Here is a 25901-nt window from a genome sequence, read left to right as displayed (position 1 = left end):
GCATGAACGTCACAGCAAACTGGTCCTACCCCACCGCGATCCGCTTCGGCGCGGGCCGCATTGCCGAAATCGCCGAGGCGTGCACGGCGGCGGGTATCACGAAACCACTGCTCGTCACCGACAAGGGCCTCGCCAATCTGCCGATCACCACGCAAACGCTGGACCTGTTGGAGGCGGCGGGCCTGGGCCGCGCCATGTTTGCGGATGTCGATCCGAACCCGACCGAGGTCAACGCCGAGGCCGGTGTGAAGGCCTACCGTGAGGGTGGACATGACGGCGTCGTTGCGTTCGGTGGCGGCTCCGGTCTCGATCTGGGCAAGGTCGTGGCCTTCATGGCCGGGCAGTCGCGCCCGCTATGGGATTTCGAGGATATCGACGACTGGTGGACTCGCGCCGACGCGGATGCGATTGCGCCCATCGTGGCCGTGCCCACCACCGCCGGAACCGGATCCGAGGTCGGGCGTGCCAGTGTCATCACCAACTCGCAAACGCATGAAAAGAAGATCATTTTTCACCCCAAGCTGTTGCCCGCCGTCGTGATCTGCGACCCGGAACTGACGGTCGGGATGCCGCCGATGATCACGGCGGGCACCGGCATGGACGCCTTCGCCCATTGTCTGGAGGCGTTCTGCTCGCCCCACTATCACCCCATGAGCCAGGGCATCGCGCTGGAAGGAATGCGGCTGGTCAAGGAGAACCTGCCCAAGGTCTTCGCCGACGGCACGGATATCGAGGCGCGCGCCCACATGATGTCCGCCGCCGCGATGGGGGCCACCGCGTTTCAGAAGGGGCTGGGCGCGATCCACGCCCTGTCCCACCCTATCGGCGCGGTGCATCACACACATCACGGCACCACGAACGCCGTCGTCATGCAGCCGGTGCTGCGCTTCAACCGTGCCGCGATCGAGGATCGGCTGGCACTGGCGGCGGCCTATCTGGGCATCGCGGGCGGATATGGGGGGTTCTACGCCTTCGTCGGGGATCTGAACGCTGCGCTGGGAATCCCCGCGACCCTGACCGATCTGGGCGTTGCGAACCCGGATATCGACGCGCTGGTCGCATCGGCATTGATCGACCCCAGCGTCGGCGGCAATCCGGTGAAGATGACGGCCGAAAACACCAGGGCACTGCTGCTGGATTGTTTCTAGAAGGCCAGACCCTTTTCTGGAAGGTCAGACCGGTTTCTAAAGGTCAGGCCGGGGCGGTTGCGCCGCCCCGGTTGATCAGGCCAACCGCGCCGCCGCAAAATCGCGCAGGGTATCGGCAGGGCCTTTCTCGACGAGTGTCTTGACTGCGTTTGCGAATGCCAGCCGCAACGTCTCATTCCGTCCCATCTCACCAAACACATCGTGGATGGCTAGGAAGGCAGACGGGTCGCTCTCCACCTTGCTGGCGGCTGCCAGCAACTGCTCGGCGCGCGGATCGTCCAGAGTGAAGCCGAAATCGGCGTTTGCAGTCTGCGCGCAGTACCGGCACCACAATGCCAGCTCCATCGCCAGACCATCGACAGGCAAGCCCTTGCCCAATGCATTCGCAATCGTGGGCAGCACGAATTTCGGCTGACGGTTCGATCCGTCCTGACACAGCCGAGCTATGGTGTCACCGATCAGCGGGTTCGAGAATCGCTGCACACAGGTCGCCAGATACCCCTCGAAGCTGACACCGGGGATAGGCTCCAGAACGGGGATCACCTCGGACCGCATCAAGGCAACCAGCCAGTCGCGGATCAGCGGATCCGCCATCGCATCGTGCACGTAGACATGCCCCAGTAGAGCCGAGGGATAGGCCAGCGCCGCGTGACCGGCATTGAGGATGCGCAGTTTCATCGTCTCGAACGGGGCCACGTCAGCGACGAATTCGACGCCGACCGTTTCCAACTGGGGGCGGCCCTGGGGGAAGTTGTCCTCCATCACCCACTGTCGGAACGGCTCACACGCGACGGGGGCGTCATCCTCAATACCGAACGTCTCGGAAACCAGCGCGCGTTCGCGGGCGGAGGTTCCGGGCGTGATGCAATCGACCATGGAATTGGGAAATGCGACGTTCTGCGCGATCCAGTCGGCCAGATCGGCGTCCATCGCCCGGGCCAGACCCAGCACGGTCTGACGAGTGATGTGGCCATTCTCAGGCAGGTTATCGCATGACAGGATGGTGAACGGGGCGGCCCCCTGCGCCCGGCGCGCCTTCAATCCTGCGATCAGCAGGCCGAACACGGTTTCGGGGCTGTCGGGCTTGGCGATGTCGGCCTGAATGGCCGGCGCGCCCAGGTCGAAGCCGCCGGTCGTCGCGTCGACGAAATAGCCCCCCTCGGTGATGGTCAGCGATACGATGCGGATCGCCGGATCCGTGATGCGCGCCACGATTGCGGCCATGTCGATCTCGCAGAAATCGATCATCGCCCCGGTGACGCGCGCGGTCAGGTTGCCGGGGGCCAGCTCCACCACGGTGGTCAGCCAGTCCTGCGATTTCAATATCTTGCGCCTGTCCGCATCGAACGATTTGATACCCGCCCCGACGATGGCCCAGTCATGCCCCGCCCCGGTCGAGAACAGCTTGTCGAGATAGACCGCCATGTGCGCCCGATGAAAGTTGCCGATGCCGATATGCACGATGCCCGCGCTGAGATCGTCGCGCGAATAGGAGGGAATCGTCACATCGTCCTGGAATGAGGGCAGCGCGGACAGGGAAAGTTTCTGAGACATGGAATGATCCGGTTTGCGCCATGGACGTAATCTGTCAGGGCGTTCATTTGTGCAATGGAAGCGATAAGCGGGGAGTCACATGCGCGACGCCCCAGTATCACGCATCAGTCCAGACGCAGCCCGTCCGGCCCGAAACGGTGCAGTTTGTCCGCCTCAGGTGTCATGTAGATCGTGTCCCCGTGGTGCACGTTCATCTCACCACTGACACGCACGGTCATCAGGTCGCACAGACCCGTGTCGTGAATGTGCAGGAAGGTATCGGAGCCGAGATGCTCGGACACGCCGACACGGCCCTTCCAGGTGCCGCTCTCGGTCGAGACGCCGATATGCTCGGGCCGGATGCCGATCGTGGTGGCGTTGTGCTTGGCAGCCTCGGGCCCTTCGATCAGGTTCATCTTGGGCGATCCGATGAAGCCCGCGACAAAGGTGTTGCGCGGCCGGTGGTAGAGTTCCAGCGGTCCGCCGACCTGCTCGATGACGCCTGCCTGCAACACGACGATCTTGTCCGCCATGGTCATGGCCTCAACCTGATCGTGGGTCACGTAGATCATCGTGGTGGCCAGCTTCTTGTGCAGCTCGCTGATCTCCATCCGCATTCCGACACGCAGGGCGGCGTCGAGGTTGGACAAAGGCTCATCGAACAGGAAGGCCGCAGGCTCACGCACGATGGCGCGGCCGATGGCGACCCGCTGGCGCTGACCGCCGGACAACTGACCGGGGCGGCGGTCCAGATAGGCCGACAGGTTGAGGACGCTGGCGGCGGCCTCGACCTTGGCGTCCTGCTCCTCCTTGCTCATCCCGGCCATGCGCAGGGGGAACGCGATGTTCTTGCGCACGCTCATATGCGGGTACAGGGCGTAGGACTGGAACACCATGGCCAGGCCACGCTTGGCCGGGGGTGTCTCGGTCGCGTCGCGTCCGTCGATCTGGATGTTGCCGGAGGTGACGTCCTCCAACCCCGCGATCAGGCGCATCAGCGTGGACTTGCCGCAACCCGACGGGCCGACGAAGACCACGAACTCGCCATCGGTGATCTGAAGATCCAGCGGTGGGATGACTTCGACTTCACCGAACTTCTTGGTGATCTGGTTGAGAGTGATATTGCCCATTACTTTACGGCTCCGAATGTGAGGCCCCGGACGAGCTGTTTCTGAGAGAACCAACCCATGATCAGGATCGGCGCGATGGCCATTGTCGATGCGGCGGAGAGTTTGGCGTAGAACAGACCCTCCGGGCTGGAATAGCTGGCGATGAAGGCTGTCAACGGTGCCGCCTTCGCGGCCGTCAGGTTCAGCGTCCAGAATGCCTCGTTCCAGGCCAGGATGATGTTGAGCAGCACGGTGGATGCGATCCCCGGCACCGCCATCGGCGTCAGCACGTAGAGGATTTCGGACTTGAGCGTCGCGCCATCCATTCGGGCCGCTTCGAGGATCTCACCGGGGATTTCCTTGAAGTAGGTGTAGAGCATCCAGACGATGATCGGCAGGTTGATCAGCGTCAGCACCACCACCAGCGCCACCCGGCTGTCCAGAACCCCCAGGTTGCGGCTGATCAGATAGATCGGGATCAGCACGCCGACCGGCGGCAACATCTTCGTGGACAGCATCCACATCAGGACATCTTTGGTCCGCTTTCCCGGAACGAAGGCCATCGACCACGCGGCAGGCACCGCGATGATCAGACCCAGAACCGTGGACCCGACGGAGATGATGACCGAGTTCATGAAGTGCAGCGGATAGTTGGAGCGCTCGTTCACGACGCCGTAATTCTCCAGCGTCCAGTCGAACCAGAACAGCGAGGGCGGATCGGAGATCGCCTCCGCTTCGGTTTTGAAGCTGGTCAGGATGGTCCAGAAGATCGGAAAGAAGATCGCCATCCCGATGGTCCAGGCCGCCAGCGTGGCGATCAGTTTGCGTTTTTGAGTTACTGCGCGTGCCATATCAAGCGTCCAGATTCTTGCCGATCATCCGCATCAGGAAGATCGCAACGATGTTGGCAAGGATGATGGCGACAACACCACCGGCGGAACCTTCGCCCACGTCATAGTTCAGCAGACTTTCCGCATAGACGAGGTAGGTCAGGTTTGTGCTCGCCGTGCCCGGACCGCCATTCGTGGTCACGAGGATTTCGGCGAAGATCGACAGCAGGAAAATCGTCTGGATCAGAATGACGACCGTGATTGCGCGGCTCAAATGCGGCAGCGTGATGAACCAGAAACGGCTGAGCGGACTGGCGCCATCCATCTCGGCCGCTTCCATTTGCTCGGAATCCAGCGACTGGATCGCGGTCAGCAGAATCAGCGTCGCGAAGGGCAGCCATTGCCAGCTGACGATCCCGATGATCGAGGCGAGCGGTGCCTGCGACAGGAAATCGTAGGGTTGCAGTCCCACCGCCTTCGCCGCGTAGGCAAACAGGCCGTTGACCGGGTTCATGAACATGTTCTTCCACACCAGCGCGGAAACCGTCGGCATCACGAAGAATGGTGCGATGACCAGGATACGCACGATGCCTTGTCCAAACATCGGCTGGTCCAGCAGGACCGCCAGCAGAACCCCCAGAACGACGGTGATGATCAGCACCCCCAGCACCAGGACCAGCGTGTTGACCAGCGCGTCCATGAAGGCGGGATTTGTCAGGAAGTTCTCGTAGTTACGGAATCCTACCCAACCCGTCCGGTCCGGCGTCAGCAGCCGGTAACGTCGGAACGAATAGTAGAGCGTCATACACAGCGGTATCAACATCCACCCCAGCAACAGGACTGTTGCGGGCGCGATCATGAAACGGGCAGCCGTGCGGGAATGCTGGGTCGACATGACATAGACTCCTAGTCTGCCGGATGAGGGACCATTGGCCCGTCCCCCATCCGACGACCTTGCAGCGGTTCAAGCAGGAATGCGCGGAGCGGTCGGGAGATCGCCCGCTCCGCGCGGTGGAATCGAAGGCTCAGTAGCCTGCGTCTTCCATTTCGTTGGTGGTCAGCTCCTGCGCGTTGGCAAGGGCGTCCTCAACGCTGGTTTGGCCGGCAAGCGCGGCGGAAAATTGCTGGCCGACCGCAGTCGCGATGCCCTGGAATTCAGGAATGGCGACGAACTGAACGCCGGTATAGGGGACCGGATCCACGCTCGGGTTGGTGGGATCAGCAGAGTTGATGCTGTCCAGCGTCATCTGTGCAAACGGAATGTCTGCATAGTTCTCGTTCTCGTAGAGCGAGGTGCGCGTGCCCGGAGGAACGTTCGCCCATCCTTCGTTTTCGGCCACGAGAGCGGTGTACTCCTTGGAGGTCGCCCACTGCACGAACGCCTTGGCTGCCTCAGGCGAGTCGGTGCCTGCGGGGATTGCCAGGGACCACGCCCACAGCCAGTTTCCGCGACGGCCCAGGCCGTTATCGGGTGCCAGCGCGTAGCCGACCTGATCGGCAACCTGCGAGTCGTCGGGATTGGACACGAAGGATGCCGCAACGGTCGCGTCGATCCACATGCCGCACTTGCCCGTTTGGAACAGGGTCAGGTTTTCGTTGAAGCCATTGTTCGACGCACCGGGAGGGCCGGATTCGTTCATCATGTCGATGTAGAAGTTCAGGGTGTTGGCCCATGCTTCGCTGTCGAACTGCGCGTTCCACTCTTCGTCGAACCACTTGCCGCCGAACGAGTTGTTCATGGCCGTGAGGAACGCCATGTTCTCACCCCAGCCGGCCTTGCCGCGCAGGCAGATGCCGTAGATCTCGTTCTCACGATCGGTCATGGCCGCGGCAGCTTCACGAATGAAGTCCCAGGTCGGCGCGTCGGGCATTTCCAGACCGGCTTCTTCCATCAGGTCCTTGCGGTACATGACCATCGAGGATTCACCGTAGAAGGGCGCGGCGTACAGTTCACCATCGACCGTCAGACCGTCGCGGATGGCCGGCAGCAGGTCATCGGCGTCCCACTCCTCAGGCAGATCGTTGAGCGACAGCAACCAACCCTGCTTACCCCAGATCGGAACCTCATAGGTGCCGATGGTCATGACGTCGTACTGACCGCCATTGGTCGCGATGTCGGTGGTGACGCGCTGACGCAGAACGTTCTCTTCGAGGGTCACCCACTCCAGCTCGATGCCGGGGTTTTGAGCTTCGAATTCACTTGCCAGACCCTGCATCCGAACCATGTCGCCGTTGTTGACCGTCGCGATGGTCAGGGTTTGTGCGGATGCTACACTTGCAACCGTGCACAGGGCCGTAGCGCCCAAAAGGGCGCGCAATGTCGTATTCATCATTCCTCCCAATGCCCTTGCCGGGCAAATGCTTATACAGTGGGCAAATACTCACAAAAGAAGTGATTCGAGTCAATACGCCTTCACGGGAGGGGGAGTCCAGAGCGCAAATCATTGAAATTAAAAGGGTAAATTACGATTCAATCAGAATCGCTTCGGCCGTGCTCTCATCCGTGATTAACGCGTTGATCAGGTTTCCGCGCAGCGCCGCCGCGATTGCGGACACTTTTGCAGGCCCATTCGCGATACCGACGACCAGTTCCTCGGGGTTCTTGTTCAACGGAGCCGAGGCGACGCGATCATTGAAACCGCCGGTCACCACATGGCCCTCGCGGTTGAACACCCAGCTTGTAATCTCCCCCACGACATCGGCAGCGGACAGGGCGGCGACCTCCTGCCGTGTCATGAAACCATCCACGACCAGCGGGGCGTCCATGTCGATCTGACCGACACCCACGAAAGTCACGTCAGCCTGCTTGCACAGTTCCAGCGTATTGTGGACCGGCTCCTGCGAGTGCAGGATCTTCCGCTCCTCCACACTGCGGGCCAGCACGGGCAAGGGCATGGGGTAATGGCGCGCATCCACCCGTTCCGCCAGCCGAACGACGACATTGTAAGGGGTCGCGGACCCGTCCGACATCATGTTGCCGAGGCGCGAGACGATGCGGTGATGCGGACAGCTCATCGCTGGCAGATGTTCCAGACAGGCCCGCAGGGTACGACCGGTTCCCAGCGCCAGGATCTTGGGTTCCTTGGCCTTCAGGTGACGCTCCATCTCAACCGCGCCGGCAATCGCGACGCCGGTAATCAGGCCCGGTGCATCCGGGTCGCTGGGGACGATTTCGGCGAAACGCAACCCGAACCGCGTGGTCAGCGCGCGGCTCAATTCCATGCAGCGGGCGATGGGATGGTCCAGCCGGACCTTCACCAGTTTTTCGCTTACCGCTGTTGAAACGAGCCGCTGCGCCGACTGGCGCGATACGCCAAGCTTTCGTGCAATCTCATCCTGAGTATTGCCTGCGACATAGTACAACCAGCCAGCCCGGGCGGCATCGTCCAGTTTGCCGCTATCATCCCTGACCACCATGCGCATAGCCTCCAATTGTGAGTTGAGGCGCCAGTAAGCGCAGGTCGGACCAGTTGTCAAAGGTCGTCACAGTGTGGGGATGCTTCAAAATCCGCCCCTTCAGATGCTCCCCTCCGGTATAACGCAAGACGCGCATCTGTGCTGCCAGAGCCGCTGCAACCCCCGGAATGCTGTCCTCGATGACCAGACAGCGTGCGGGATCGACCCCCATCCGGCCGGCGGCATGCAGGAACAGATCCGGCGCCGGCTTGCCGTACCTGACCTCGGAGGCGGTAAAGATATCCGCCCCGAACCGCCCGCTCAGCTTCGCGATGCGAAGCGAGTGCGAAACCCGCTCCGGGCTGCTGCTGGTGGCGATGCAACAGGAGGTCTGCAAGCTGTCCAACATTCCGACCAGTCCGGGTGTCGGTTGCAGTTCGCGCTCGAACACATCCAGCAGTTCATCACGATAACTTTGCTCGAACCCCTCAGGCAGCGCGACATGCCAGTTCTCGCGGATATCACGGGCCACGGTCGGAAAACTGCGCCCGACGAAATTCGCGCAGAAATAATCCATGTCCACATCAACCCCCAGATCGGCCAGAACCCGGATCAGCACACGCGCGCTCAACCCTTCGCTGTCGATCAGCACGCCGTCGCAATCAAATATGATCAGATCGATATCGCTCATTTCCCGCCCTCACCTCTGGACGCACAAAAGCCTATCGGTCAGGATTTGTCATCGGTTCGCGGCGAATTTGATGGGGATGAGATGATCGAACCACCGGGCCTGTGGCGCGACACCTGCGCCGAGCATGTGGACAGCACTCCGCTGATGGGCGACGTCACCACCGACGTGGCGGTAATCGGCGGTGGATTTACCGGTCTGTCCACGGCGCTGCATCTGGCGGAGGCAGGATGCGACGTGCATTTGCTGGAGGCATCAGCCATCGGCGCGGGTGCCTCGGGTCGCAATGTCGGGCTGGTCAATGCCGGGCTATGGCTGCCGCCGCAGAAAATCCGGGCCCGCCTGGGTGCGCAGATCGGCGGCAGGTTGGTTGAGGAACTGGGCCACGCGCCGCGTCTCGTGTTCGATCTGATAGAACGCCATCAAATACAGTGCGAGGCGACGCGCGCGGGAACGATCCACGTCGCGCAAACGCCCCGGCAATGCGCCGACCTGCGCGAGCGAGCGGAAATGTGGCAGGAGCTCGGCGCGCCGGTGACATTTCTGGATGCCCAGCAAACGGCGGAACGCACGGGAAGCGCCACCTTCATCGGCGGTCTGTTCGATGGGCGGGCAGGAACGGTGCAGCCGCTGAGCTATGCGCGGGGGCTGGCGCGGGCGGCGCTCAGCGCGGGGGCGATGATCTCCGACCACAGTCGGGTGCGGGCGATCACGCGCGATCCCGACGGCGGCTGGCATCTGCATACCGCGCAGGGCAGTCTGGGCGCCCGACGCATCGTGATCGCGACCAATGCACAGACCGGCGACCTGTGGCCCCGTCTCGATCGCTGTCAAAGCCGGATCGACTATTTCCAGCTTGCGACCCAGCCACTGGGGGACCGCGCCGCGCATATCCTGCCCGCTGGCGAAGGCATCTGGAACTGCGGCACGATCATGATCTCCCTGCGGCGCGATCAGGCGGGGCGGATCATCCTCGGCTCCATGGGGCGGATCGTGACGACCGCGCGGCTTAGCGAACGTTGGGCGAGCCGGACTCTTGCGCGCCTGCTGCCCGATCTCGGCCCCGTTGAATGGCAGAGCGCCTGGCACGGCACGATCGGAACCACCCCGGATAAGCTGCCCAGGATCGTGCAACTGGATCGAGACGTTTTCGCCCCATTTGGCTATAACGGACGTGGCATAGCGCCGGGGACGGCGTTCGGCATGGGGCTGGCGCAACTGCTGACCGGGACGGGTTCCTGCGCCCTGCCGCTGAGCGCACCGCAGCCCTTGCGCGCGCCCCGCACCTATGCCCGCGCGCTGGATGCGGCACTGTTGGCGCGAAAGGCATTCGGCACGATGTTCTAGCCCACATGCTAGCCGTCTGCGACCCCCGCCTCATCAAAGGTGGCCATGCCCGAATGGCAGGCCAGCGCAGCACGAACGATGTGAATGGCAAGAGCGGCACCGGACCCCTCGCCCAATCGCAACCCCAGATCCAGCAGCGGCTCCAGACCCATCGCGTTCAGCAGACGTGCATGCGCCCCCTCCGCCGACAGATGCCCGGCCAAGCAATGCGCCACCGCGTCGGAATCGACCCTGTGCAGCACCAGTGCGGCGGTGGAACAGATAAAACCGTCCAGCACGACGGGAATGCGCAAGCTGCGGGCCCGTGCGATGGCCCCCGCCATAGCCGCGATTTCCCGCCCGCCCAGTGCTGCGAGCACCGCCAGCGGATCGCGCGACGGATTTGCGGCAAGGCCACGATCGACAACCTCGGCCTTTCGCGCCAGCCCGTCATCGTCCACCCCCGTGCCACGCCCAACCCAATCCGCGCCGGATCCGCCCAGCAGCGCCGCCGCAATCGCCGCGGCGGAGGTGGTGTTGCCGATCCCCATCTCACCCACAACCAACAGATCCGTGGTGACGTCCACGGCGTTCCACCCGGTATCGAAGGCGGCGGTGCAGTCCTGTGCGCTCATGGCCGGGCCTTGGGTGAAGTCCTCCGTGGGACGGTCGAGTTCCAGCGCGTGAACATCCATTCGCGCCGCCGCATCCCTTGCCAACTGGTTGATCGCAGCGCCGCCTTGCTGAAAATTCGCGACCATCTGCGCCGTAACCTCGGCCGGAAAAGCGGAAACCCCCTGCCCCGTGATTCCATGATTGCCGGCAAAGACGATGACCTGAGGGGCCAGGACACGCGGCGCCGCGTGGCCGCGCCATCCGGCATACCAGATTGCCAGATCCTCCAGCCGCCCCAGTGCGCCCGGCGGCTTGGTCAACATCTCGTTTCGCGCCCGCGCTGCGGTGCGTGCAACCATATCGACGTCAGGACGTTGTGCGATCCGGGCGGAAATATCGGGGAGGGTCGCGGTCATCGGCAATATCCTTGGCTGGCAGTGTCAGGCAAGGCATAACGGCGCGGCTACGCCCACGTAACCCCCTACGCCCCGTCAGGACCGCCATGAACGAAACATCACCCATGATCGAAGTGCATGACATTCCCGTCGCCTTCAGCCTGCTGACACGCCTGCCGGTCCCGGTCGATCATGCCCGCGCGGGTCTGCGGGGCGCGCGGGCCGGGTGGGCGTGGCCCCTGGTCGGCGCGATTCTTGGCGCCGTGGCGGGCGCGGTGGGATGGGCTGCGATGTGGACCGGCTTGTCCCCGACACTGTCCGCAGGCCTTGCGCTGGCCGTTCTGGTGCTGATGACCGGCGCGTTGCATGAGGACGGGCTGGCCGATTGCGCCGATGGTCTGGGCGGCGGTCGCGACAAGTCCCATGCATTGGAAATCATGAAGGATAGCCGCGTCGGCGCCTTTGGCGTGGTGGCGCTTGTTCTGGCACTTGGCTTGCGCTGGCAAAGCCTCGCCCTGTTCGATGGGGCGGGGCTGCTCGTGGCGATGGTGTTGAGTGGGGCGACCTCGCGCGCGGTGATGCTGACGGTGATGGCATGGATGCCTCTCGCCCGAAGCGAAGGCCTGTCCGCCTCCACCGGTCAGCCGAGGGGGGTAACTGTCGCGATCGGCACCGGACTGACATTGATCGCAGTTCTGCTTATCGCCCCGGCCAGCCTGATCGCAATCGTGCTTCTGCCCCTGCCCCTCATCATACTGGCCCTGCGAAAGATAGGGGGGCAGACCGGTGACGTTCTGGGCGGCGTGCAGCAACTGGCCGAAATCGGCTGTCTGCTGGGATTGAGCGTGGTGTTTTCCTGATCTTCCAGATCGGATGACGATACGAACGAGGCCGCCCGATGCGGACGGCCTCAGCCATTTCTATTCATCGTGGAGCGGTGAGACCTCAGGCCGCTGCGGCCCGTGCCTCCAGCACCGCGTCGATCTTGGACTGGGCGGAGGCTTCCTCGACACCGTCCACAGCCGCGACTTCGCGTGTCAGACGTTCCAGCGCCGCCTCGTACAGCTGACGCTCGGAATAGGATTGCTCACGCTGGTCATCGTTGCGGTGCAGGTCGCGCACGACTTCCGCGATGGAAATCAGGTCGCCGGAGTTGATCTTCTGCTCATATTCCTGCGCACGCCGCGACCACATCGCCTTTTTGACTCGGGCGCGACCCTTGAGCGTATCCAGCGCCTTTTCGACGATATCGGGCGAGGACAGCGACCGCATTCCCACCGAAGTCGCCTTCGCTGTCGGGACGCGCAATGTCATCTTGTCCTTTTCGAAGGAAATGACAAACAGCTCCATTGAAATGCCTGCGATTTCCTGCTCTTCTACAGCGGTAATGCGCCCGACGCCATGCGCCGGATATACGATGAAATCGTTGGGTCGAAATTCGTAGCCCGTCTTCGCCTTGGTCATATTTGTATCCCTTGCATTGAGTGTGGGTCCACAAAAGGCGATCAAAAACCCAGAGCACGGCAATTGCCTCCGTACACTCGGCTCACGACATCCTGATCGAAACTGCGCCGCCCTCGCCCCCGACGGGATCGAACGCTCACCACATATATGAAGATTATATAGCACACGTGACGTGCAATTTCAATTTGCACGCACGCCTCGACAATGCCGATGCTGCGTCGCACCCTTAAAAAGCGCGCATCATGCAACCTAAAGTTGAAAATTGACGTTACGATAACGATTCAAACCGCACAAGACCCTATGACGGGGCCGAGCAGCGAATCGCTCAGCCCCCCTCCCCCGGTGCTTCGGAGAAGTGGGTTTCCAGCTTGTTGGGCGTGCCGTCCAGTTCCTCTGCTTCGGGCAACTGGTCCTTCTTGGTAATGATGACGGGCCACGCCTCGGAGTACTTTCGATTGAATTCGACCCAGTTTTCCATATCCGGCTCGGTATCCGGGCGGATCGCGTCGGCGGGGCATTCCGGTTCGCACACGCCGCAATCGATGCATTCATCAGGATGGATTACCAGCATGTTCTCACCCTCGTAGAAACAATCAACGGGGCAGACCTCCACGCAATCGGTATACTTGCAGGCGATGCAGTTGTCGGTGACGACATAGGTCATTGTCGGATTGTCCTCGAGGCAGCGGGATTTCAAGCGTCGTTCGGCCCGATTTAGCCCCCGTTCCGCGATGGTGCAAGGTCTCGCCGGCTCAACTGTCCGGGTCGTGGGACAAAAGCGCATCGGTCGCGCGTCGGTCCCGCTTGGTCGGACGCCCGCCCACCCGTTCGGGCGCTGCGGAAAGTTCGCGCGGTTGGGGCGGATCCAGATCGGTATAAAGCGTTTGCGCCTCAGGTGCGGGTCCGCGCCGCTCACCCAGCACATCCACCTGTATCCTGCGGATATGCTCGTCCTTGGCGAAGGTCACGACATCGCCCACCCGAACGGGGGAAGCCGGCTTGGACACCCGTGTTCCGTTCACCCGACACCCCGAGGTCTGCACCACCTTGGCGGCGAGGGTCCGTGTCTTGAAAAAACGGGCCTGCCACAGCCACTTGTCGATACGCAACGTCTCTCCCATCACGACATTTCCCCTGCGACGGGCCGCGCCATGGCATCGGCCAGATCATTCCCGCGCATCCCTTGTGCCAGCAACCAGCCCAGCTTCGCAACGGCGGCAGGCGTGGTCAGATCGCCACCGGGGATCAGGCCCAGCTGCGCCACACTCGCACCCGCCGCATAGGTACGCGCGGCGACCTGACCGCCGCCGGTCTGCGTGACGACGACGATTTCCTGTCCACGCCTGCGCGCGAGCATCAGCGCCACATGAAACGACGTCCCCTCCCCCGGCATATTGCCGGAGCCGAAGGCCTCCACCACCAGACCGGGCAGATGAGCGAAGCCGCCCAGAGCCTCGGCCCCGATACCGGGATAGAGCTTTAGAACGCCGACAGGTGAGATCTGACGTCCGGTGAACGGATGCGCGAACTGCACAGGCTCGGCCCCGTTCAGCGCCGGGAAGTTCGGCGAACAGAAGGCCTCAGGGTTCTGTGCATGACATTTGATCGCACGATTGCCGCGCAGCAAGGCTCCACCGAAGGCAATCATCACCTCGGCTCGGGGGCTTCGCACGGCCACATCCAAAGCCAGTTCCGCGTTCGCAATCGCGTCGCTACCCTCGGATTGCATCGGAATCTGAGCGCCGGTCAGCACCACCGGTGCGCGCAGATCGTGCAGCAGGAACGACAGAGCCGCTGCCGTGTAGGCCATCGTATCGGTGCCGTGCAGGATCACCAGCCCACCTGAAATGTCACGCGAAAGGTCAGCGATCGTCTGCCAATCCTGCGGTCCCATCGCGCTGGAATCCAGCAAATGCGGTGTTTCGAGCCAGTGGAAATCGCGCGCCGTCACGGCCGCGCGAAAGGCCCCCTCGAACGCGGCATCCGGGCCGAGGCCATCCGGCCCCGGCCTCATGCCGATGGTGCCCCCGGTATAGAGGACGGTAACAGGCCGCATCAGCGGATCACTTCTTGTCCTTCAGGGCCATCAGCGCCGCAAAGGGATTGTCGGGATCAATAGGCTTCTCGCTGCGCTGTGGGCGGGCGCTGTGGGTCTGAGGCTTGTTGCCGCGCCCCTTTTCGCCCGGTTTGCCGCCCTTGCCGTCGGGCTTACGCCCACGGCCCTTGCCACCCTTGCCCTGCGGACGACCGCCGGATTTTTCACCGCCTGCGTCAGACGCATCGCGGCGGGGACCGGAATTGCGGTTGCCGCGCGCTTTCGGGGCCCAGGTGAAGGTGTAAAACACCTCCTGCTCCTCGGGCTTGGCCTCCGCCGTTGTATTGGCCTCGGCTTCTGGCGTGGGAGTTTCCTCGGCAATTTCGGCGGAGGCCGGGGCCGCGTCCGGCGGGATCGCATCCGCGACCTGCTCCGCTGATTCCGTCGCAGGCTCAGCCACGACCTCGGCCGTGATATCCAGCGCGTCGGCGGGCTTATCATCTGCCACGGGTTCGGCAGGGGTCGGCTCAGCGGGGGTCGGCTCGGCAGAAGCGGATTCGGTAGAGGTAGATTCTGCGGTGGTCGCTTCGTCAGTTTTCGGCGCGACAGCTGCGGCAGCCGGCTTGACCTTTGCCCGCTCACCCTTCTCCGCCTTGTATCCCAGACCGCTCATCAGATCGGCGAACTGATCCAGCGTCAGACCGGTGATCGACAGCATGTCCGGGTTCGCCTCGAACCCGCCGCGCGTGTCCTGACCACGGATCATGTCGGCCAAACGCTCCAGCATGTCGATGCGGATCGCCCGCTCACCGGCCAGACGGTATCCGGCCATCGGGTAGTAACCGTGCGGAGCATCCTTGACGGCAGGCACAGTGACCAGACCGGGGGGCGGTGCCTCGGGGAATTCATCGAGCCCTTGCGCCAGGCTCCACAACACAAGTCGCAGCCGGGTCGGCGCAGGTTTGAGCAGCAACGGCTGGAACAGGGTGAACTGACCGAAGCGCACGCCGTGCTTGCGCAGCATACCGCGTGCGTCCTGCTCCAGCGACTTGACGTCCTGTGCAACTTCACCGCGCGGCAGCACGCCCATATTCTCAACAATGCGGAACGCGATGCCCTTCGCCAGACCAGTCATCGCCTCATCGTCGCGCAATGCGATCAGCGGTTCGAACAGCGCCGCGATCTTGCGGTCCAGCCAGTGGCCAAGACGACGTTTGACCTTTTCGGCCACGTCGGGTCCTGCCTCGTCATCGACGAAGACCTCGATCTGGGGCGACAATACGTCCGCCCCCTTGCACACCTTGCCGACGGCATGTTCGCCCCACATCAGGCCGCCCTGTTCGGTGACATCGATTTCCTTGTCGGGCGCGTTATAGAACTTGTCGGAGGACAGGTTGTATTGCGGCTGCAACGCCGCCAGAGCTGCGGATCGCAACGTCTTCGCCTCCTCGGCGGTGGCGGTGGGATCTAGCTGGAAGCGGAAGCCCGAAAGACGGCCTACGAACTGGCCCTCCACTGACACTTCACCTTTGTCGTTCACGTCGGCCACGAGGCCCTCCTTCTGTTTCAACCGGCGCATGAGCACGGATGTGCGCCGATCGACGAATCGTTGTGTCAGGGCCGCGTGCAGCGCATCCGACAATCTGTCTTCTACCGCACGGGTTTCCCCACGCCAATGCTCGGGATCACTCAACCATCCCTTGCGTTGCGCCACATAGGTCCATGTGCGCACGAAAGCCAGTCTTTTGCTGATCGCGTCGATGTCACCGTGCACCTTGTCGATGCGTTTGACCCTGTGCGCCAGCCAATCGTCGGGAATCGTGCCCCCGTCCAGCAGGAACCCGTGGATCCGGCTGAGCAGGCTGGCATGTTCCGCCGCCGCGACCTTGCGAAAATCCGGCACCTGGCAGACATCCCACAACATGCGCACCTCGGGGCCCTGACGCACCTTGTCGTGCATCTCGGGCAAGGCCCACAGCGTGCGCAGCGCCAGCAGATCGTCCGCCTCACGCGCGCGCTGCAGGTCTGGATGCTCGGGCGGCACCTCAAGCGAGCGCAGCAGCGCCTCCACCGTGCCGAATTCCAGCCGAGAGTTGCGCCATTGCAGTTTCTTGATGGGGGCGAAGCGGTGTTCCTCGATCGCCTCGGCCATGTCGGGGTCCAGCGGCTCCGCCTCACCGGTCGTGCCGAAGGTGCCGTCATTGGTATAGCGCCCTGCCCGGCCCGCGATCTGCGCCAACTCGTTGGGCATCAGATGCCGAAAACGCCGGCCGTCGAACTTGGCCGTTCCCGCGAAGGCGACGTGATTGATGTCGAGGTTCAGCCCCATCCCGATGGCATCGGTCGCCACCAGATGATCCACATCGCCGTTCTGGTACAGCTCGACCTGCGCATTTCGCGTCCGGGGGCTGAGCGCGCCCATCACTACCGCCGCGCCACCCTTTTGCCGTCGCAGCAATTCCGCCATCGCATAGACGCCATCGACCGAGAACCCCACGATGGCGGAGCGTGCGGGCATGCGGCTGGTCTTCTTGCCGCCGGTATATGTCAGTTTCGACAACCGCTCACGCCGGATGAACCGCGCCTCGGGGATCAGGTTGGAAATCCGCGACCGCATCGTGTCCGCGCCCAGAAACAACGTCTCATGCAATCCACGCGCGTTCAGCAGCCGGTCGGTAAAGACGTAGCCGCGGTCGGGGTCGGCGCATAGCTGGATCTCATCCACGGCCAGAAAGTCCAGCGCCATCGGCGGCATCGCCTCAACGGTGCAGATCCAGTAGGTCGCGCGCGGCGGTACGATCCGCTCCTCCCCCGTCAGCAGCGCCACGACCGATGGGCCGCGCACTGCGACGATGCGGTCATAAACCTCACGCGCCAGCAGGCGCAGAGGAAAGCCCATGATGCCGTTGCGATGGCCAAGCATACGCTCGATGGCGTAGTGCGTCTTGCCGGTGTTCGTGGGGCCGAGTACAGCCGTAACGGTGCGGTCGCGAGTCATGAAGGTCCGGTCTTAGAAAGGGTCAGGCGTCGGCGCTGAGCATGCGGCCCAGGCGGTCCAACGCGTCAGTCACCGCAGGCTGGTGCGGGTTCAGCGCATCGGCCATGCGAAATGCGGCCAGTGCCCGAGGGTAGTCTCCGATCTCTTCCAATATCAGGCCCAGGCCGGTCATCGCCCCGTAATGCTGCGGGTTCAGGGCCAATGTCACGCGAATGTCCGCGACGCTCAACCCATATTCGCCTTGCAGGAAATAGGCCGTCGCCCGCCCGTTCCACGCCTCCGCAAAATCAGGTGCGTGATCTATCGCGGCACTGAAATGCTCGACCGCGCGCAACAGGTCGTTTTGCGCCAGCGCGTCCTCGCCCCGTTTCAGCAGGAAATCCACCGCCGGGGATCCCGATCGCGACCAGCGTCGCTGAATTTCGGCCTGAATGCCCGGCACGTCACGGGCGTCGGGCTGCGCCAGTTGCCCCATCAGATCCGACAGGGTCCGGTCCTGCGCCATCCCCGGCAGGGCCAGTGATAACGCCACGGCAAGGCTTGTCAGAGCGATTGATACCTGTCTCATGAACGTTAAGGTAACACCGATATTTTCAATTGCGAGGCCTGCCTCGCGCCAGATCAAGGATAACGACATGAGTACAATCGTGGACATGGCCGTCACCGCCCTGCGTGAGAAAATCGGCGACGGGTTCGACGACGGTTCGATCAAGTTCGTGATCGAGGACGAAGGCGCGGTGCGCATCGACGAAAGCGGCGTCAAGGAAGACGATTCCGATGCCGACTGCACCCTGATCGCGGATGCCGACACCTTTCAGGACATCCTGTCAGGCGAACTGAACCCGACCTCCGCCTTCATGGGTGGCAAGCTCAAGATCGAGGGCGATATGGGCCTCGCCATGAAGCTGGGTTCGGTCCTTGGCTGAGCCTGCCCCCCTGCATTCGGATCTGTCCGGTGCCCCTGCGGGGGGCACCGCGACCTTTCACCGGACCAGCGACGGGATACGGGTGCGTATCGCCACATGGTCAGGGGGCACTCGCGGCACCGCGCTGATTCTGCCCGGCCGCACGGAATATATCGAAAAATACGCACAGGTGATTGCGCATCTAATCGGAATGGGCTTCAGCGTGGCCTGTATCGACTGGCGCGGTCAGGGCCTGTCCACCCGGATCAACGACACGACTGAGCTGGGTCACGTCAAACATTTCTGGGAATACCAGCATGATGTCGCCAGCTTGCTGTCGGCAGTCGCCGATATGCCCCGTCCTCTGCACATGTTCGCGCATTCCATGGGCGGCGCGATCGGATTGCGGGCGCTGATCGAGGGGCTTCCCGCAGCCTCCGCCAGTTTTTCCGCCCCGATGTGGGGTTTGCATCTGCCTGCACTACAGGGATTCTTCGCGCCGTTCGTCCTGCGCACCCTGCGCATATTCGGTCAGGGTGAGAATTTCGCCCCCGGTGCGCGCGGGGCGGCACATGTCGCCCTGCGCGGTTACAAGGGCAACCCGCTGACCACCGATCCCGAGCAATATCGCCGGATGCAAATGCTGATCGAGGAAATTCCAGATCTGGCTCTGGGCCCCCCCTCCGTCGGCTGGCTCGCCGCTGCGTTCGATGAGATGGACGCCCTGTTCGACACCGACCTGCCGGATCTGCCGATCCTCGCCGGATGCGGCACCGGCGACACGGTTGTCAGCTATTCCGCCGTGGTCAGTCAGTTGGAGCGGATGCGCCGCGCGACCTTCGTCAATGTCGAGGGGGCAAAGCATGAATTGTGGATGGAGCGTCCCGAACTGCGCGATCCCTTCTGGGATGCAATCTCCCGTCACATCGCCAATGTGGAAGCGACCCTCTAACCGCGCAGCAACCGCATCGCTGCGGCATGAACCTCGGCGTTCGCGGCGGCGATGACTTGCCCGCCGCGATGCACGGGGCCGCCCTGCCAGTCGGTGACAATCCCGCCCGCAGCGGCAACCACGGCCATCGGTCCCTGAATGTCATAGGAATTCAGCCCAGCCTCGATCACCAGATCGACCCCGCCCAAGGCCAGCAGGGCATAACCGTAGCAATCCAGACCATAGCGCGTCAGCCGCACCTTATCGCGCACCCGGTCAAAGGCGGCACGCTCATCCGGGTGGCCGATTTCGGGAAAGGTCGTCAGCAGGATCGCCTCATCCAGACCGCGTGCGGCACGGGTGCTCAGCGGCCCGACAAACCCGCCACGATGCAGCTCCGCCCGGCCGAAACCGCCGACGAAGCGCTCGTCCATGTAGGGCTGATCCACGATGCCGAACAGCGGCGGACCGCCGGCATTGACCGCAATCAGGACGCCCCAGGTCGCCGCCCCGGCCAGAAAGGCCCGCGTCCCGTCGATCGGATCCAGCACCCAGGTCAGGCCGCTTTTCGAAGGTGTGGTTCCTTCCTCCTCGCCTTCGATCCCGTCTTCGGGGCGCAAGTCCGACAGCACCCTACGCATTGCCCGCTCCGCCGCCCGATCCGCATCCGTCACGGGATCAAAGCCAGCGGGCTGCTTGTTGTCGGCACACAGATCGCGGTTCCTGAAATAGGGAAGGATCGCGCTGCGTGCCGCATCTGCCAATGCGTGAGCGACCTCTCTCAGCTCCGCCTCCAGTTCAGGATCGAGCGTCCGGGTGGTGCTGTCGGTCATGGATATCTCCCGCAGGGGGCCGTGCCGGCCCGGCACCGCCCGGAGATTCCATATCGCTCCCCATGGGTCAAGCCGACTGGCGCGACGCTGCGTTGCTCACGCGACGTCGCTCAACACCCGCGCAAGGTCGAACAGGCGGCGGCGTTGCTCCTCGGGGATGGAGTAATACGAGCGCACCAGCTCCTGCGCCTCACGATCCACCATCAGATCGCCCTTTTCCTTCGGCGCGTCGATATCGGCCATCGCCGCATCGCGCACGTCAGCATCCAGACCCTCGAAGAAAAAGCCGATCGACACTTTCATGGCGTGGGCGATGTCCCACAGACGCGAGGCACTGACCCGATTCATTCCGGTTTCGTATTTCTGGATTTGCTGAAACTTGATTCCCACCAGATCGCCAAGTTGCTGCTGGGTCATTCCCACCATCCAACGACGGTGACGAATACGTTTGCCTACATGCACATCTACAGGATGCTTCATACCACGCTCCACTTGCTCTGGCCCCTAAACTCTCAGGTATATATGCAAGAACTGTGCCAGCTTTGAATTGAGGCGAAATGAGGCAGATGAGGTGCGGGACGGGAACGGAAAAAATTTTCAGTATGGTGAACGCTAACCTGCATCCTAAGGCTGCAACATGTTCTTGCCACAATCGCATACAGGGTGCTTTGCATTTTGCATTGCATTTTGCACACAACCAGAAGTTTATTGCAAAATGCGAATATTGGCGCCGCCTACCTATTTTAGCCACCATATGCAATTTTGCCGCGAGTAACCGTGAGGGACGGAGGTACCTCAGCGAACTTCCGGTTTCGGATAACGTGGACCCTAAGGGTCAAAAATGAAACGGGCCCGCGTATGGCAGGCCCGTTTCATTACGATGTGAGAGGGGTTCACCCCGCCGCGCGCGACTGGCGTTTGCGCTCGTTCGGGTCCAGATACCGCTTGCGCAGGCGGATGGAACCGGGGGTGACTTCGACCAGTTCGTCATTGTCGATATAGGCGATGGCCTCCTCCAGGCTCATCCGCAGCGGCGTGGTCAGAACGACGGCATCGTCCTTGCCGGAGGCGCGCACGTTGCTGAGTTTCTTGCCCTTGAGGGGGTTCACTTCCAGATCGTTGTCACGGCTATGCTCCCCCAGGATCATGCCCTGATAGACCTTCTCACCCGCGCCGATGAAGAACTTGCCGCGATCCTCCAGGTTGAAAATCGCGTAAGGAACGCTGGTGCCCGTCTCCATCGAGATCAGAACCCCCTGACGCCGCCCCTGGATCGCGCCCTTGTACTCGGCCCATGAATGGAACACGCGGTTCAGAACACCTGTGCCCCGGGTATCGGTCAGAAACTCACCATGATAGCCGATCAGACCCCGCGAAGGCACAGTTGCCACGATCCGCGTCTTGCCACCGCCGGCGGTGCGCATTTCCTGCAACTCGCCCTTTCGCTGGCTCAGCTTTTCGACGACGACGCCGGAATATTCCTCGTCCACATCGACGGTGACTTCCTCGATCGGCTCCATGCGCTTGCCGTCTTCCTCACGGAACAGAACCTGAGGGCGAGAAACGGAGAGTTCGAAGCCCTCGCGGCGCATGTTCTCGATCAGGACACCCATCTGAAGTTCGCCACGACCGGCCACCTCGAACGCCTCCCCTCCGGGAGTGTCGGTCACCTTGATCGCGACGTTTGATTCGGCTTCCTTCATCAGGCGATCGCGGATCACGCGTGACTGCACCTTGTCACCGTCCTGACCCGCCAGCGGACTATCGTTGATGCCAAAGGTAACGGTGATGGTCGGCGGATCGATCGGCTGCGCCGGGATCGCCTCATTCACCGACATGTCGCACAGCGTATCCGCCACGGTCGATTTACTCATCCCGGCGATGGAGACGATATCCCCCGCCTCGGCCACGTCGATGGGCTGTTGACCCAATCCGCGGAAGGCGAGAATCTTGGTGGCACGGAACCGCTCCAGCTCCTTGCCGTCACGGCTCAACGCCTTGATCTGGGTGCCGGCGCGCAGGGTGCCGCTTTCGACACGGCCGGTCAGGATGCGGCCCAGGAACGGATCGCCGCCCAGGGTGGTGGCCAGCATGGTGAACGGCTCCTCCCGACGCGCGATCTGCGCAGGGGCCGGCACGTGGCTGACGACCATCTTGTAGAGCGCGTCCAGATCCTTGCGATCGCCCTCAAGCGTATCGTCCGCCCAGCCATTGCGGCCGGAGGCGTAGAGCACGGGGAAATCAAGCTGATGTTCATCCGCGTCCAGGTTCGCGAACAGGTCGAACACCTCATCCAGCGCCCGGTCGGGTTCCGCGTCGGGTTTGTCCACCTTGTTGAGAACGACGATGGGGCGCAGGCCCAGTGCCAGCGCCTTGGAGGTTACGAATTTCGTCTGGGGCATCGGCCCCTCGGCGGCGTCAACCAGCAGCACGACGCCGTCAACCATCGAAAGGATACGCTCCACCTCACCACCGAAATCGGCGTGACCGGGCGTGTCCACGATGTTGATGCGGATGCCGTTCCATTCGACGCTGGTCGCCTTGGCGAGGATGGTAATCCCCCGCTCACGTTCCAGATCGTTGCTGTCCATCGCGCGCTCTGCGACGGCCTGATTTTCGCGGAAGGAGCCGGACTGCTTGAGCAGCTCATCGACGAGCGTCGTCTTGCCGTGGTCCACGTGCGCGATGATCGCGATGTTGCGAAGGTCCATTCGGATATCCTATCGGTGCGGGAAACTATCGCGCGCGTTCAACATCATTTTTGCCCGTAAGGCCAGCACAGATTGCCCTGTTCCATGATGACAGAGCTGATCCGTGGCCCTGACGCGGCGGCAAAACCCGGCTAAACTTGCCTTGCGGTCAGGTTTTCGTCGCCCATCCTGTCTATCATATCTGCAAGTCCCATGGCCAGATCCCGTGCGCTATCGACGCCGGATTGAAATCTGTCCAGCAGCAGCGACAGCGGAGTCAGACCACCGTCCCGCGCCAATGAGCGCAGGAATTGCAGGGGATACAACAACTGCCCCTCGCGCCCTGACAATACGGCCTTCAGGATGTGAATTCGTGCTTCTTGCAGATCACGTCGCAGCAAGGCAGACGACGCCATCGGCATCTGGCTCTGAAGTGACGGTGCGTCCCGCCCCGTCCGCGTGAGGATTTCAGCCAGGAAAGTCGCCGCGCTCAGGGGTTTTTCCAAGAAGTGATCCGCGCCGGCGGCCAGGGAATCGCGCGCGATCTCGTTATCGCCTGATACGACAATCAGGCGTGGACGGGACGCACCCATCAGCCACAACCGCCGGATCAGCCGCAACCCGTTTCCATCGGGCAATCCCGGATCGACCAAAACCGTATTCGGTGCGAAGCTGCGCAGATGCCGGTTTGCGGCGCGCAAACTGTCCGCCCATCGCACTCGCGCCCCGATGGATCGCAACAGCAAGCTGTATGCGTCCGCCGCACAGGCGCTATCCTCCACAATCAGGACGGAGGGGGGCACAATCGGGCGGCAGATCGTGACAGGCAGCTCTTCCTCGCGACGGAAGGTGAGTCCCACCACATTATCTGACTTATAGGTGCTGTCCCTGTCATCGCCGATCCGAACCATGGAGCCTCCCTGTCTTTGGGACATGCTCTGCGAGATTAGCGAATAAACCGTTAAGACAGCCCACGCTATCGACGCGTGCGGCAGATCAAAGGAAAACTCTGATGTTTGGATGGAAGAACAAGGCTCTGGTACCCGTGGCCGGACTCGAACCGGCAAGCCTTGCGGCGGCGGATTTTGAATCCGCTGCGTCTACCAGTTCCGCCACACGGGCCCAGTGCCCCTCCGATAGCCTGAGCCGGATCGGCCCGTCAAGCACCTGCCATGCTTTGGCCCGCAAATATCCGTGCCGCAGGATTGTGCTCCCACCGGCTCATGCGACCGCACAAGCCTGCACCGATTTCGAAGCAGGCAGATAGACAGCCCCTCACCGCCCTGCTACCGCTTCGTAATGATCAGAAAGCTGTACGATTTTACTCTGTCGCTGGCCTCTACCCGCTATGCCCTTTGGGTTCTGGCGGCGGTTGCCTTTGCGGAAAGCTCATTCTTTCCGATACCGCCGCACGCGCTGATAATACCGATGGTTCTGGCCGCACCGCACAATGCCTGGCGGATCGCTTTGGTCGCGACGATAGCGTCGGTGGTTGGGGGCGTGCTGGGATACTGGATCGGCGCTACTTTGTTTGACAGTGTCGCACTGCCGATTCTGGATTTCTATCACAAGGCCGATCTGTTCGATCAGTTTGCCGCCAGCTACAACGAACAAGGTGCATGGATCGTGCTGTTCGCGGGTCTAACGCCGTTTCCGTACAAGATCATCACCATCGCATCCGGCGCGACGGGCTTGAACTTCACGACCTTCATGGTCGCATCGGTGGTGGCGCGGGGCATTATCTTCAGCGTCATTGCAGCTCTGTTGTGGAAATTCGGCCCGCCGATCCGTACCTTCATCGAACGACGTCTGGGATTGCTGTTTACCCTTTTCATGGTTCTGCTGATCGGCAGTTTCGTCATCGTGAGGTATCTATGAGCCGTTTTCTGATCGCCGTAGCCATATTGGGATCCATCGCTCTGCTGGGTGGTGCGCTCGCGTTTCAATATCTCGGCGGGTTGGCGCCATGTCAGATGTGCATCTGGCAACGTTGGCCCCACGCAATCGCCATCGTGCTGGGTCTGATCGCATTCGTTCCGGCGGCGCGTAAGCCTGCCACCCGACTTGCCGGACTGGTCGTGCTGATCGGTGCGGGCATTGCCGTGTTTCACGCGGGTGTCGAATGGAACTGGTGGGAGGGGCTGACCGCCTGCACCACCACCGGCGATACGCTGGGCGGTCTGACGGCGGAAGACCTCCTCAGTACGGATGGACCGCTGGGCGTGGTGCGCTGTGACGAGGCAGCTTGGGTTTTCCTTGGCTTGTCGATGGCGGGGTGGAACGCGATCTTCTCCCTGTTGCTGAGCGGGGTCTGGATCGCCGCATCGAATTCCGACGACTAGGCGTCCAGCTCCGCATCCCAATACAGGAAATCGACCCAGCTTTCGTGCATGAAGTTGGGGGGAAACTTGCGCCCGACATTTTGCAAGCGTTCCGGGCTGGGCCGTCGCGGCAATCGGTTCAGGCTCATGCCTGCCCGCTCCAGCGATTTCGACCCCTTGCGCAGATTGCACGGTCCGCACGCAGCAACGACATTTTCCCATGTCGTGCGGCCGCCGCGCGCCCGGGGGATGACATGATCGAACGTCATTTCCCCCTCCTTGCCACAATACTGGCAGGTGAACCCGTCACGCAAAAACAGGTTGAATCGGGTGAAAGCCGCCGTTTTTGCCGGCTTCACGTAATCCTTGAGCACGACGACCGAGGGCAGCTTCATATCGACGCTCGGGGAATGGGCCACCGCGTCGTATTCCGCGATGATGTCCACCCGGTCGAGAAAGGCGGCCTTGACCGCTTCCTGCCAGGGCCACAGCGACAGCGGAAAATAGCTGAGAGGGCGGTAATCCGCGTTGAGAACCAACGCAGGATGCTCTCGCAAATTGCCGGGTGAACGTACGAAATTGTTCGCGAATGAGGTCTCGATCATAGGACTCTGCTCCCGTCCCTTCCCGCCCGTCAGGGCATCGGAGACGGGACAAGCCCGTCCCAGTACTTGAACTATATCT

26 protein-coding genes and 1 tRNA gene are annotated in these 25901 nt (G+C 62.3%); 7 read left to right on the top strand and 20 right to left on the bottom strand.

Translation table 11 applies throughout. The annotated features are described in order from the left end of the window. The first annotated feature begins 2 nt into the window (after positions 1–2). Positions 3–1148, top strand: coding sequence for an iron-containing alcohol dehydrogenase (locus G8E03_RS08855; RefSeq protein ID WP_166190785.1), 1146 nt, complete (start codon positions 3–5; stop codon positions 1146–1148). 75 nt (positions 1149–1223) lie between these two features. Here G8E03_RS08855 and G8E03_RS08850 read toward each other — a convergent pair whose 3' ends face one another. From G8E03_RS08850 to G8E03_RS08820, 7 genes are all read right to left on the bottom strand, one after another. Then, positions 1224–2702, bottom strand: coding sequence for a mannitol dehydrogenase family protein (locus G8E03_RS08850; protein ID WP_166190783.1), 1479 nt, complete (start codon positions 2700–2702; stop codon positions 1224–1226). 104 nt (positions 2703–2806) lie between these two features. After that, positions 2807–3811, bottom strand: a complete 1005-nt coding sequence (locus G8E03_RS08845; RefSeq protein WP_166190781.1) for an ABC transporter ATP-binding protein — start codon at positions 3809–3811, stop codon at positions 2807–2809. Then, a complete protein-coding gene (locus G8E03_RS08840; protein ID WP_166190779.1) occupies positions 3811–4641 on the bottom strand; it encodes a carbohydrate ABC transporter permease in 831 nt (276 codons plus the stop codon). The genes G8E03_RS08845 and G8E03_RS08840 overlap by 1 nt, the downstream gene beginning before the upstream one ends. A gap of 1 nt (position 4642) precedes the next feature. Next, positions 4643–5515 carry a carbohydrate ABC transporter permease gene (locus G8E03_RS08835; protein WP_166190777.1) on the bottom strand — a complete coding sequence of 291 codons (873 nt, stop codon included), beginning with the start codon at positions 5513–5515 and terminating at the stop codon, positions 4643–4645. A 130-nt stretch (positions 5516–5645) separates the two neighbouring features. Further along, positions 5646–6950: an ABC transporter substrate-binding protein gene (locus G8E03_RS08830; protein ID WP_166190775.1), complete on the bottom strand. Its 1305-nt coding sequence runs from the start codon at positions 6948–6950 to the stop codon at positions 5646–5648. 133 nt (positions 6951–7083) lie between these two features. Further along, complete coding sequence (locus G8E03_RS08825) at positions 7084–8037, bottom strand: sugar-binding transcriptional regulator (RefSeq protein ID WP_166190773.1); 954 nt, start codon at positions 8035–8037, stop codon at positions 7084–7086. Further along, the gene (locus G8E03_RS08820; protein ID WP_166190770.1) at positions 8021–8707 is read right to left on the bottom strand and encodes an HAD family hydrolase; all 687 of its coding nucleotides are present in this window, start codon (positions 8705–8707) and stop codon (positions 8021–8023) included. The genes G8E03_RS08825 and G8E03_RS08820 overlap by 17 nt, the downstream gene beginning before the upstream one ends. An 81-nt stretch (positions 8708–8788) precedes the next feature. Here G8E03_RS08820 and G8E03_RS08815 point away from each other — a divergent pair, with 81 nt between their 5' ends. Next, complete coding sequence (locus G8E03_RS08815; protein WP_166190768.1) at positions 8789–10051, top strand: NAD(P)/FAD-dependent oxidoreductase; 1263 nt, start codon at positions 8789–8791, stop codon at positions 10049–10051. Between the two features lie 8 nt (positions 10052–10059). Here G8E03_RS08815 and cobT read toward each other — a convergent pair whose 3' ends face one another. After that, positions 10060–11061 carry a nicotinate-nucleotide--dimethylbenzimidazole phosphoribosyltransferase gene (cobT, locus tag G8E03_RS08810; RefSeq protein WP_166190766.1) on the bottom strand — a complete coding sequence of 334 codons (1002 nt, stop codon included), beginning with the start codon at positions 11059–11061 and terminating at the stop codon, positions 10060–10062. Positions 11062–11165: 104 nt separating this feature from the next. On the opposite strand from cobT, the gene G8E03_RS08805 reads away from it, so the two are divergent. Beyond that, positions 11166–11900, top strand: a complete 735-nt coding sequence (locus tag G8E03_RS08805; protein WP_240910313.1) for an adenosylcobinamide-GDP ribazoletransferase — start codon at positions 11166–11168, stop codon at positions 11898–11900. 85 nt (positions 11901–11985) lie between these two features. Here the strand turns inward: G8E03_RS08805 and G8E03_RS08800 are convergent, their stop codons facing one another. The 6 genes from G8E03_RS08800 to G8E03_RS08775 form a co-directional block, all read right to left on the bottom strand. After that, a complete protein-coding gene (locus G8E03_RS08800; RefSeq protein WP_166190762.1) occupies positions 11986–12504 on the bottom strand; it encodes a CarD family transcriptional regulator in 519 nt (172 codons plus the stop codon). A 325-nt stretch (positions 12505–12829) separates the two neighbouring features. Continuing rightward, on the bottom strand, positions 12830–13168 hold the full coding sequence (gene fdxA / locus G8E03_RS08795; RefSeq protein ID WP_166190760.1) for a ferredoxin FdxA: 339 nt from the start codon (positions 13166–13168) through the stop codon (positions 12830–12832). Between the two features lie 88 nt (positions 13169–13256). Continuing rightward, positions 13257–13625, bottom strand: a complete 369-nt coding sequence (locus G8E03_RS08790) for an RNA-binding S4 domain-containing protein (protein ID WP_166190758.1) — start codon at positions 13623–13625, stop codon at positions 13257–13259. Then, complete coding sequence (locus G8E03_RS08785; RefSeq protein ID WP_166190757.1) at positions 13625–14560, bottom strand: asparaginase; 936 nt, start codon at positions 14558–14560, stop codon at positions 13625–13627. Before G8E03_RS08785 ends, G8E03_RS08790 begins: the two co-directional genes overlap by 1 nt. Before the next feature lie 7 nt (positions 14561–14567). Continuing rightward, positions 14568–17537, bottom strand: a complete 2970-nt coding sequence (locus G8E03_RS08780) for a helicase-related protein (protein ID WP_166190755.1) — start codon at positions 17535–17537, stop codon at positions 14568–14570. A 22-nt stretch (positions 17538–17559) separates the two neighbouring features. After that, positions 17560–18105, bottom strand: a complete 546-nt coding sequence (locus G8E03_RS08775) for a tetratricopeptide repeat protein (protein WP_166190753.1) — start codon at positions 18103–18105, stop codon at positions 17560–17562. Between the two features lie 67 nt (positions 18106–18172). Here G8E03_RS08775 and G8E03_RS08770 point away from each other — a divergent pair, with 67 nt between their 5' ends. Continuing rightward, entirely contained in the window at positions 18173–18463 is a 291-nt protein-coding gene (locus G8E03_RS08770; RefSeq protein WP_166190751.1) for an SCP2 sterol-binding domain-containing protein, read from the top strand. Next, complete coding sequence (locus G8E03_RS08765; protein WP_166190749.1) at positions 18456–19394, top strand: alpha/beta fold hydrolase; 939 nt, start codon at positions 18456–18458, stop codon at positions 19392–19394. Before G8E03_RS08770 ends, G8E03_RS08765 begins: the two co-directional genes overlap by 8 nt. Here G8E03_RS08765 and G8E03_RS08760 read toward each other — a convergent pair. The 5 genes from G8E03_RS08760 to G8E03_RS08740 form a co-directional block, all read right to left on the bottom strand. Further along, positions 19391–20206, bottom strand: a complete 816-nt coding sequence (locus G8E03_RS08760) for an inositol monophosphatase family protein (RefSeq protein WP_166190746.1) — start codon at positions 20204–20206, stop codon at positions 19391–19393. The two genes, G8E03_RS08765 and G8E03_RS08760, sit on opposite strands and share 4 nt — an antisense overlap. Positions 20207–20302: 96 nt before the next feature. Beyond that, positions 20303–20686, bottom strand: a complete 384-nt coding sequence (locus G8E03_RS08755; protein WP_166190744.1) for a helix-turn-helix domain-containing protein — start codon at positions 20684–20686, stop codon at positions 20303–20305. Between the two features lie 413 nt (positions 20687–21099). Next, positions 21100–22917, bottom strand: a complete 1818-nt coding sequence (gene typA, locus G8E03_RS08750; RefSeq protein ID WP_166190742.1) for a translational GTPase TypA — start codon at positions 22915–22917, stop codon at positions 21100–21102. A 131-nt stretch (positions 22918–23048) separates the two neighbouring features. Next, positions 23049–23831 (bottom strand): response regulator, encoded by a 783-nt coding sequence (locus tag G8E03_RS08745; protein ID WP_205793041.1) that lies wholly within the window; start codon positions 23829–23831, stop codon positions 23049–23051. A 102-nt stretch (positions 23832–23933) separates the two neighbouring features. Further along, positions 23934–24018: transfer RNA gene (locus G8E03_RS08740), tRNA-Leu, on the bottom strand. Between the two features lie 177 nt (positions 24019–24195). Between G8E03_RS08740 and G8E03_RS08735 the strand changes: the two genes are divergently transcribed. Both G8E03_RS08735 and G8E03_RS08730 read left to right on the top strand, forming a co-directional pair. After that, positions 24196–24774, top strand: coding sequence for a YqaA family protein (locus tag G8E03_RS08735; RefSeq protein WP_166190738.1), 579 nt, complete (start codon positions 24196–24198; stop codon positions 24772–24774). Then, positions 24771–25238 (top strand): disulfide bond formation protein B, encoded by a 468-nt coding sequence (locus G8E03_RS08730; protein WP_166190736.1) that lies wholly within the window; start codon positions 24771–24773, stop codon positions 25236–25238. The genes G8E03_RS08735 and G8E03_RS08730 overlap by 4 nt, the downstream gene beginning before the upstream one ends. On the opposite strand, the gene G8E03_RS08725 is transcribed toward G8E03_RS08730, so the two are convergent. Then, a complete protein-coding gene (locus G8E03_RS08725; protein ID WP_166190734.1) occupies positions 25235–25822 on the bottom strand; it encodes an HNH endonuclease in 588 nt (195 codons plus the stop codon). The genes G8E03_RS08730 and G8E03_RS08725 overlap by 4 nt on opposite strands. Between the last annotated feature and the right edge of the window lie 79 nt (positions 25823–25901).

This window comes from Pontivivens nitratireducens (assembly GCF_011290545.1).
GTDB classification, from domain to species: Bacteria; Pseudomonadota; Alphaproteobacteria; order Rhodobacterales; family Rhodobacteraceae; genus Pontivivens; species Pontivivens nitratireducens.
This window is presented reverse-complemented; position numbering and strand designations above follow the sequence as displayed.

Bases quoted from the DNA above. Each gene is read 5' to 3' on its own strand.
- G8E03_RS08855 (WP_166190785.1), top strand. From the start codon at position 3: ATGAACGTCACAGCAAACTGGTCCTACCCCACCGCGATCCGCTTCGGC.
- G8E03_RS08850 (WP_166190783.1), bottom strand. From the start codon at position 2,702: ATGTCTCAGAAACTTTCCCTGTCCGCGCTGCCCTCATTCCAGGACGAT.
- G8E03_RS08845 (WP_166190781.1), bottom strand. From the start codon at position 3,811: ATGGGCAATATCACTCTCAACCAGATCACCAAGAAGTTCGGTGAAGTC.
- G8E03_RS08840 (WP_166190779.1), bottom strand. From the start codon at position 4,641: ATGGCACGCGCAGTAACTCAAAAACGCAAACTGATCGCCACGCTGGCG.
- G8E03_RS08835 (WP_166190777.1), bottom strand. From the start codon at position 5,515: ATGTCGACCCAGCATTCCCGCACGGCTGCCCGTTTCATGATCGCGCCC.
- G8E03_RS08830 (WP_166190775.1), bottom strand. From the start codon at position 6,950: ATGAATACGACATTGCGCGCCCTTTTGGGCGCTACGGCCCTGTGCACG.
- G8E03_RS08825 (WP_166190773.1), bottom strand. From the start codon at position 8,037: ATGGTGGTCAGGGATGATAGCGGCAAACTGGACGATGCCGCCCGGGCT.
- G8E03_RS08820 (WP_166190770.1), bottom strand. From the start codon at position 8,707: ATGAGCGATATCGATCTGATCATATTTGATTGCGACGGCGTGCTGATC.
- G8E03_RS08815 (WP_166190768.1), top strand. From the start codon at position 8,789: ATGATCGAACCACCGGGCCTGTGGCGCGACACCTGCGCCGAGCATGTG.
- cobT (WP_166190766.1), bottom strand. From the start codon at position 11,061: ATGACCGCGACCCTCCCCGATATTTCCGCCCGGATCGCACAACGTCCT.
- G8E03_RS08805 (WP_240910313.1), top strand. From the start codon at position 11,166: ATGATCGAAGTGCATGACATTCCCGTCGCCTTCAGCCTGCTGACACGC.
- G8E03_RS08800 (WP_166190762.1), bottom strand. From the start codon at position 12,504: ATGACCAAGGCGAAGACGGGCTACGAATTTCGACCCAACGATTTCATC.
- fdxA (WP_166190760.1), bottom strand. From the start codon at position 13,168: ATGACCTATGTCGTCACCGACAACTGCATCGCCTGCAAGTATACCGAT.
- G8E03_RS08790 (WP_166190758.1), bottom strand. From the start codon at position 13,625: ATGGGAGAGACGTTGCGTATCGACAAGTGGCTGTGGCAGGCCCGTTTT.
- G8E03_RS08785 (WP_166190757.1), bottom strand. From the start codon at position 14,560: ATGCGGCCTGTTACCGTCCTCTATACCGGGGGCACCATCGGCATGAGG.
- G8E03_RS08780 (WP_166190755.1), bottom strand. From the start codon at position 17,537: ATGACTCGCGACCGCACCGTTACGGCTGTACTCGGCCCCACGAACACC.
- G8E03_RS08775 (WP_166190753.1), bottom strand. From the start codon at position 18,105: ATGAGACAGGTATCAATCGCTCTGACAAGCCTTGCCGTGGCGTTATCA.
- G8E03_RS08770 (WP_166190751.1), top strand. From the start codon at position 18,173: ATGAGTACAATCGTGGACATGGCCGTCACCGCCCTGCGTGAGAAAATC.
- G8E03_RS08760 (WP_166190746.1), bottom strand. From the start codon at position 20,206: ATGACCGACAGCACCACCCGGACGCTCGATCCTGAACTGGAGGCGGAG.
- G8E03_RS08755 (WP_166190744.1), bottom strand. From the start codon at position 20,686: ATGAAGCATCCTGTAGATGTGCATGTAGGCAAACGTATTCGTCACCGT.
- typA (WP_166190742.1), bottom strand. From the start codon at position 22,917: ATGGACCTTCGCAACATCGCGATCATCGCGCACGTGGACCACGGCAAG.
- G8E03_RS08745 (WP_205793041.1), bottom strand. From the start codon at position 23,831: ATGTCCCAAAGACAGGGAGGCTCCATGGTTCGGATCGGCGATGACAGG.
- G8E03_RS08735 (WP_166190738.1), top strand. From the start codon at position 24,196: ATGATCAGAAAGCTGTACGATTTTACTCTGTCGCTGGCCTCTACCCGC.
- G8E03_RS08730 (WP_166190736.1), top strand. From the start codon at position 24,771: ATGAGCCGTTTTCTGATCGCCGTAGCCATATTGGGATCCATCGCTCTG.
- G8E03_RS08725 (WP_166190734.1), bottom strand. From the start codon at position 25,822: ATGATCGAGACCTCATTCGCGAACAATTTCGTACGTTCACCCGGCAAT.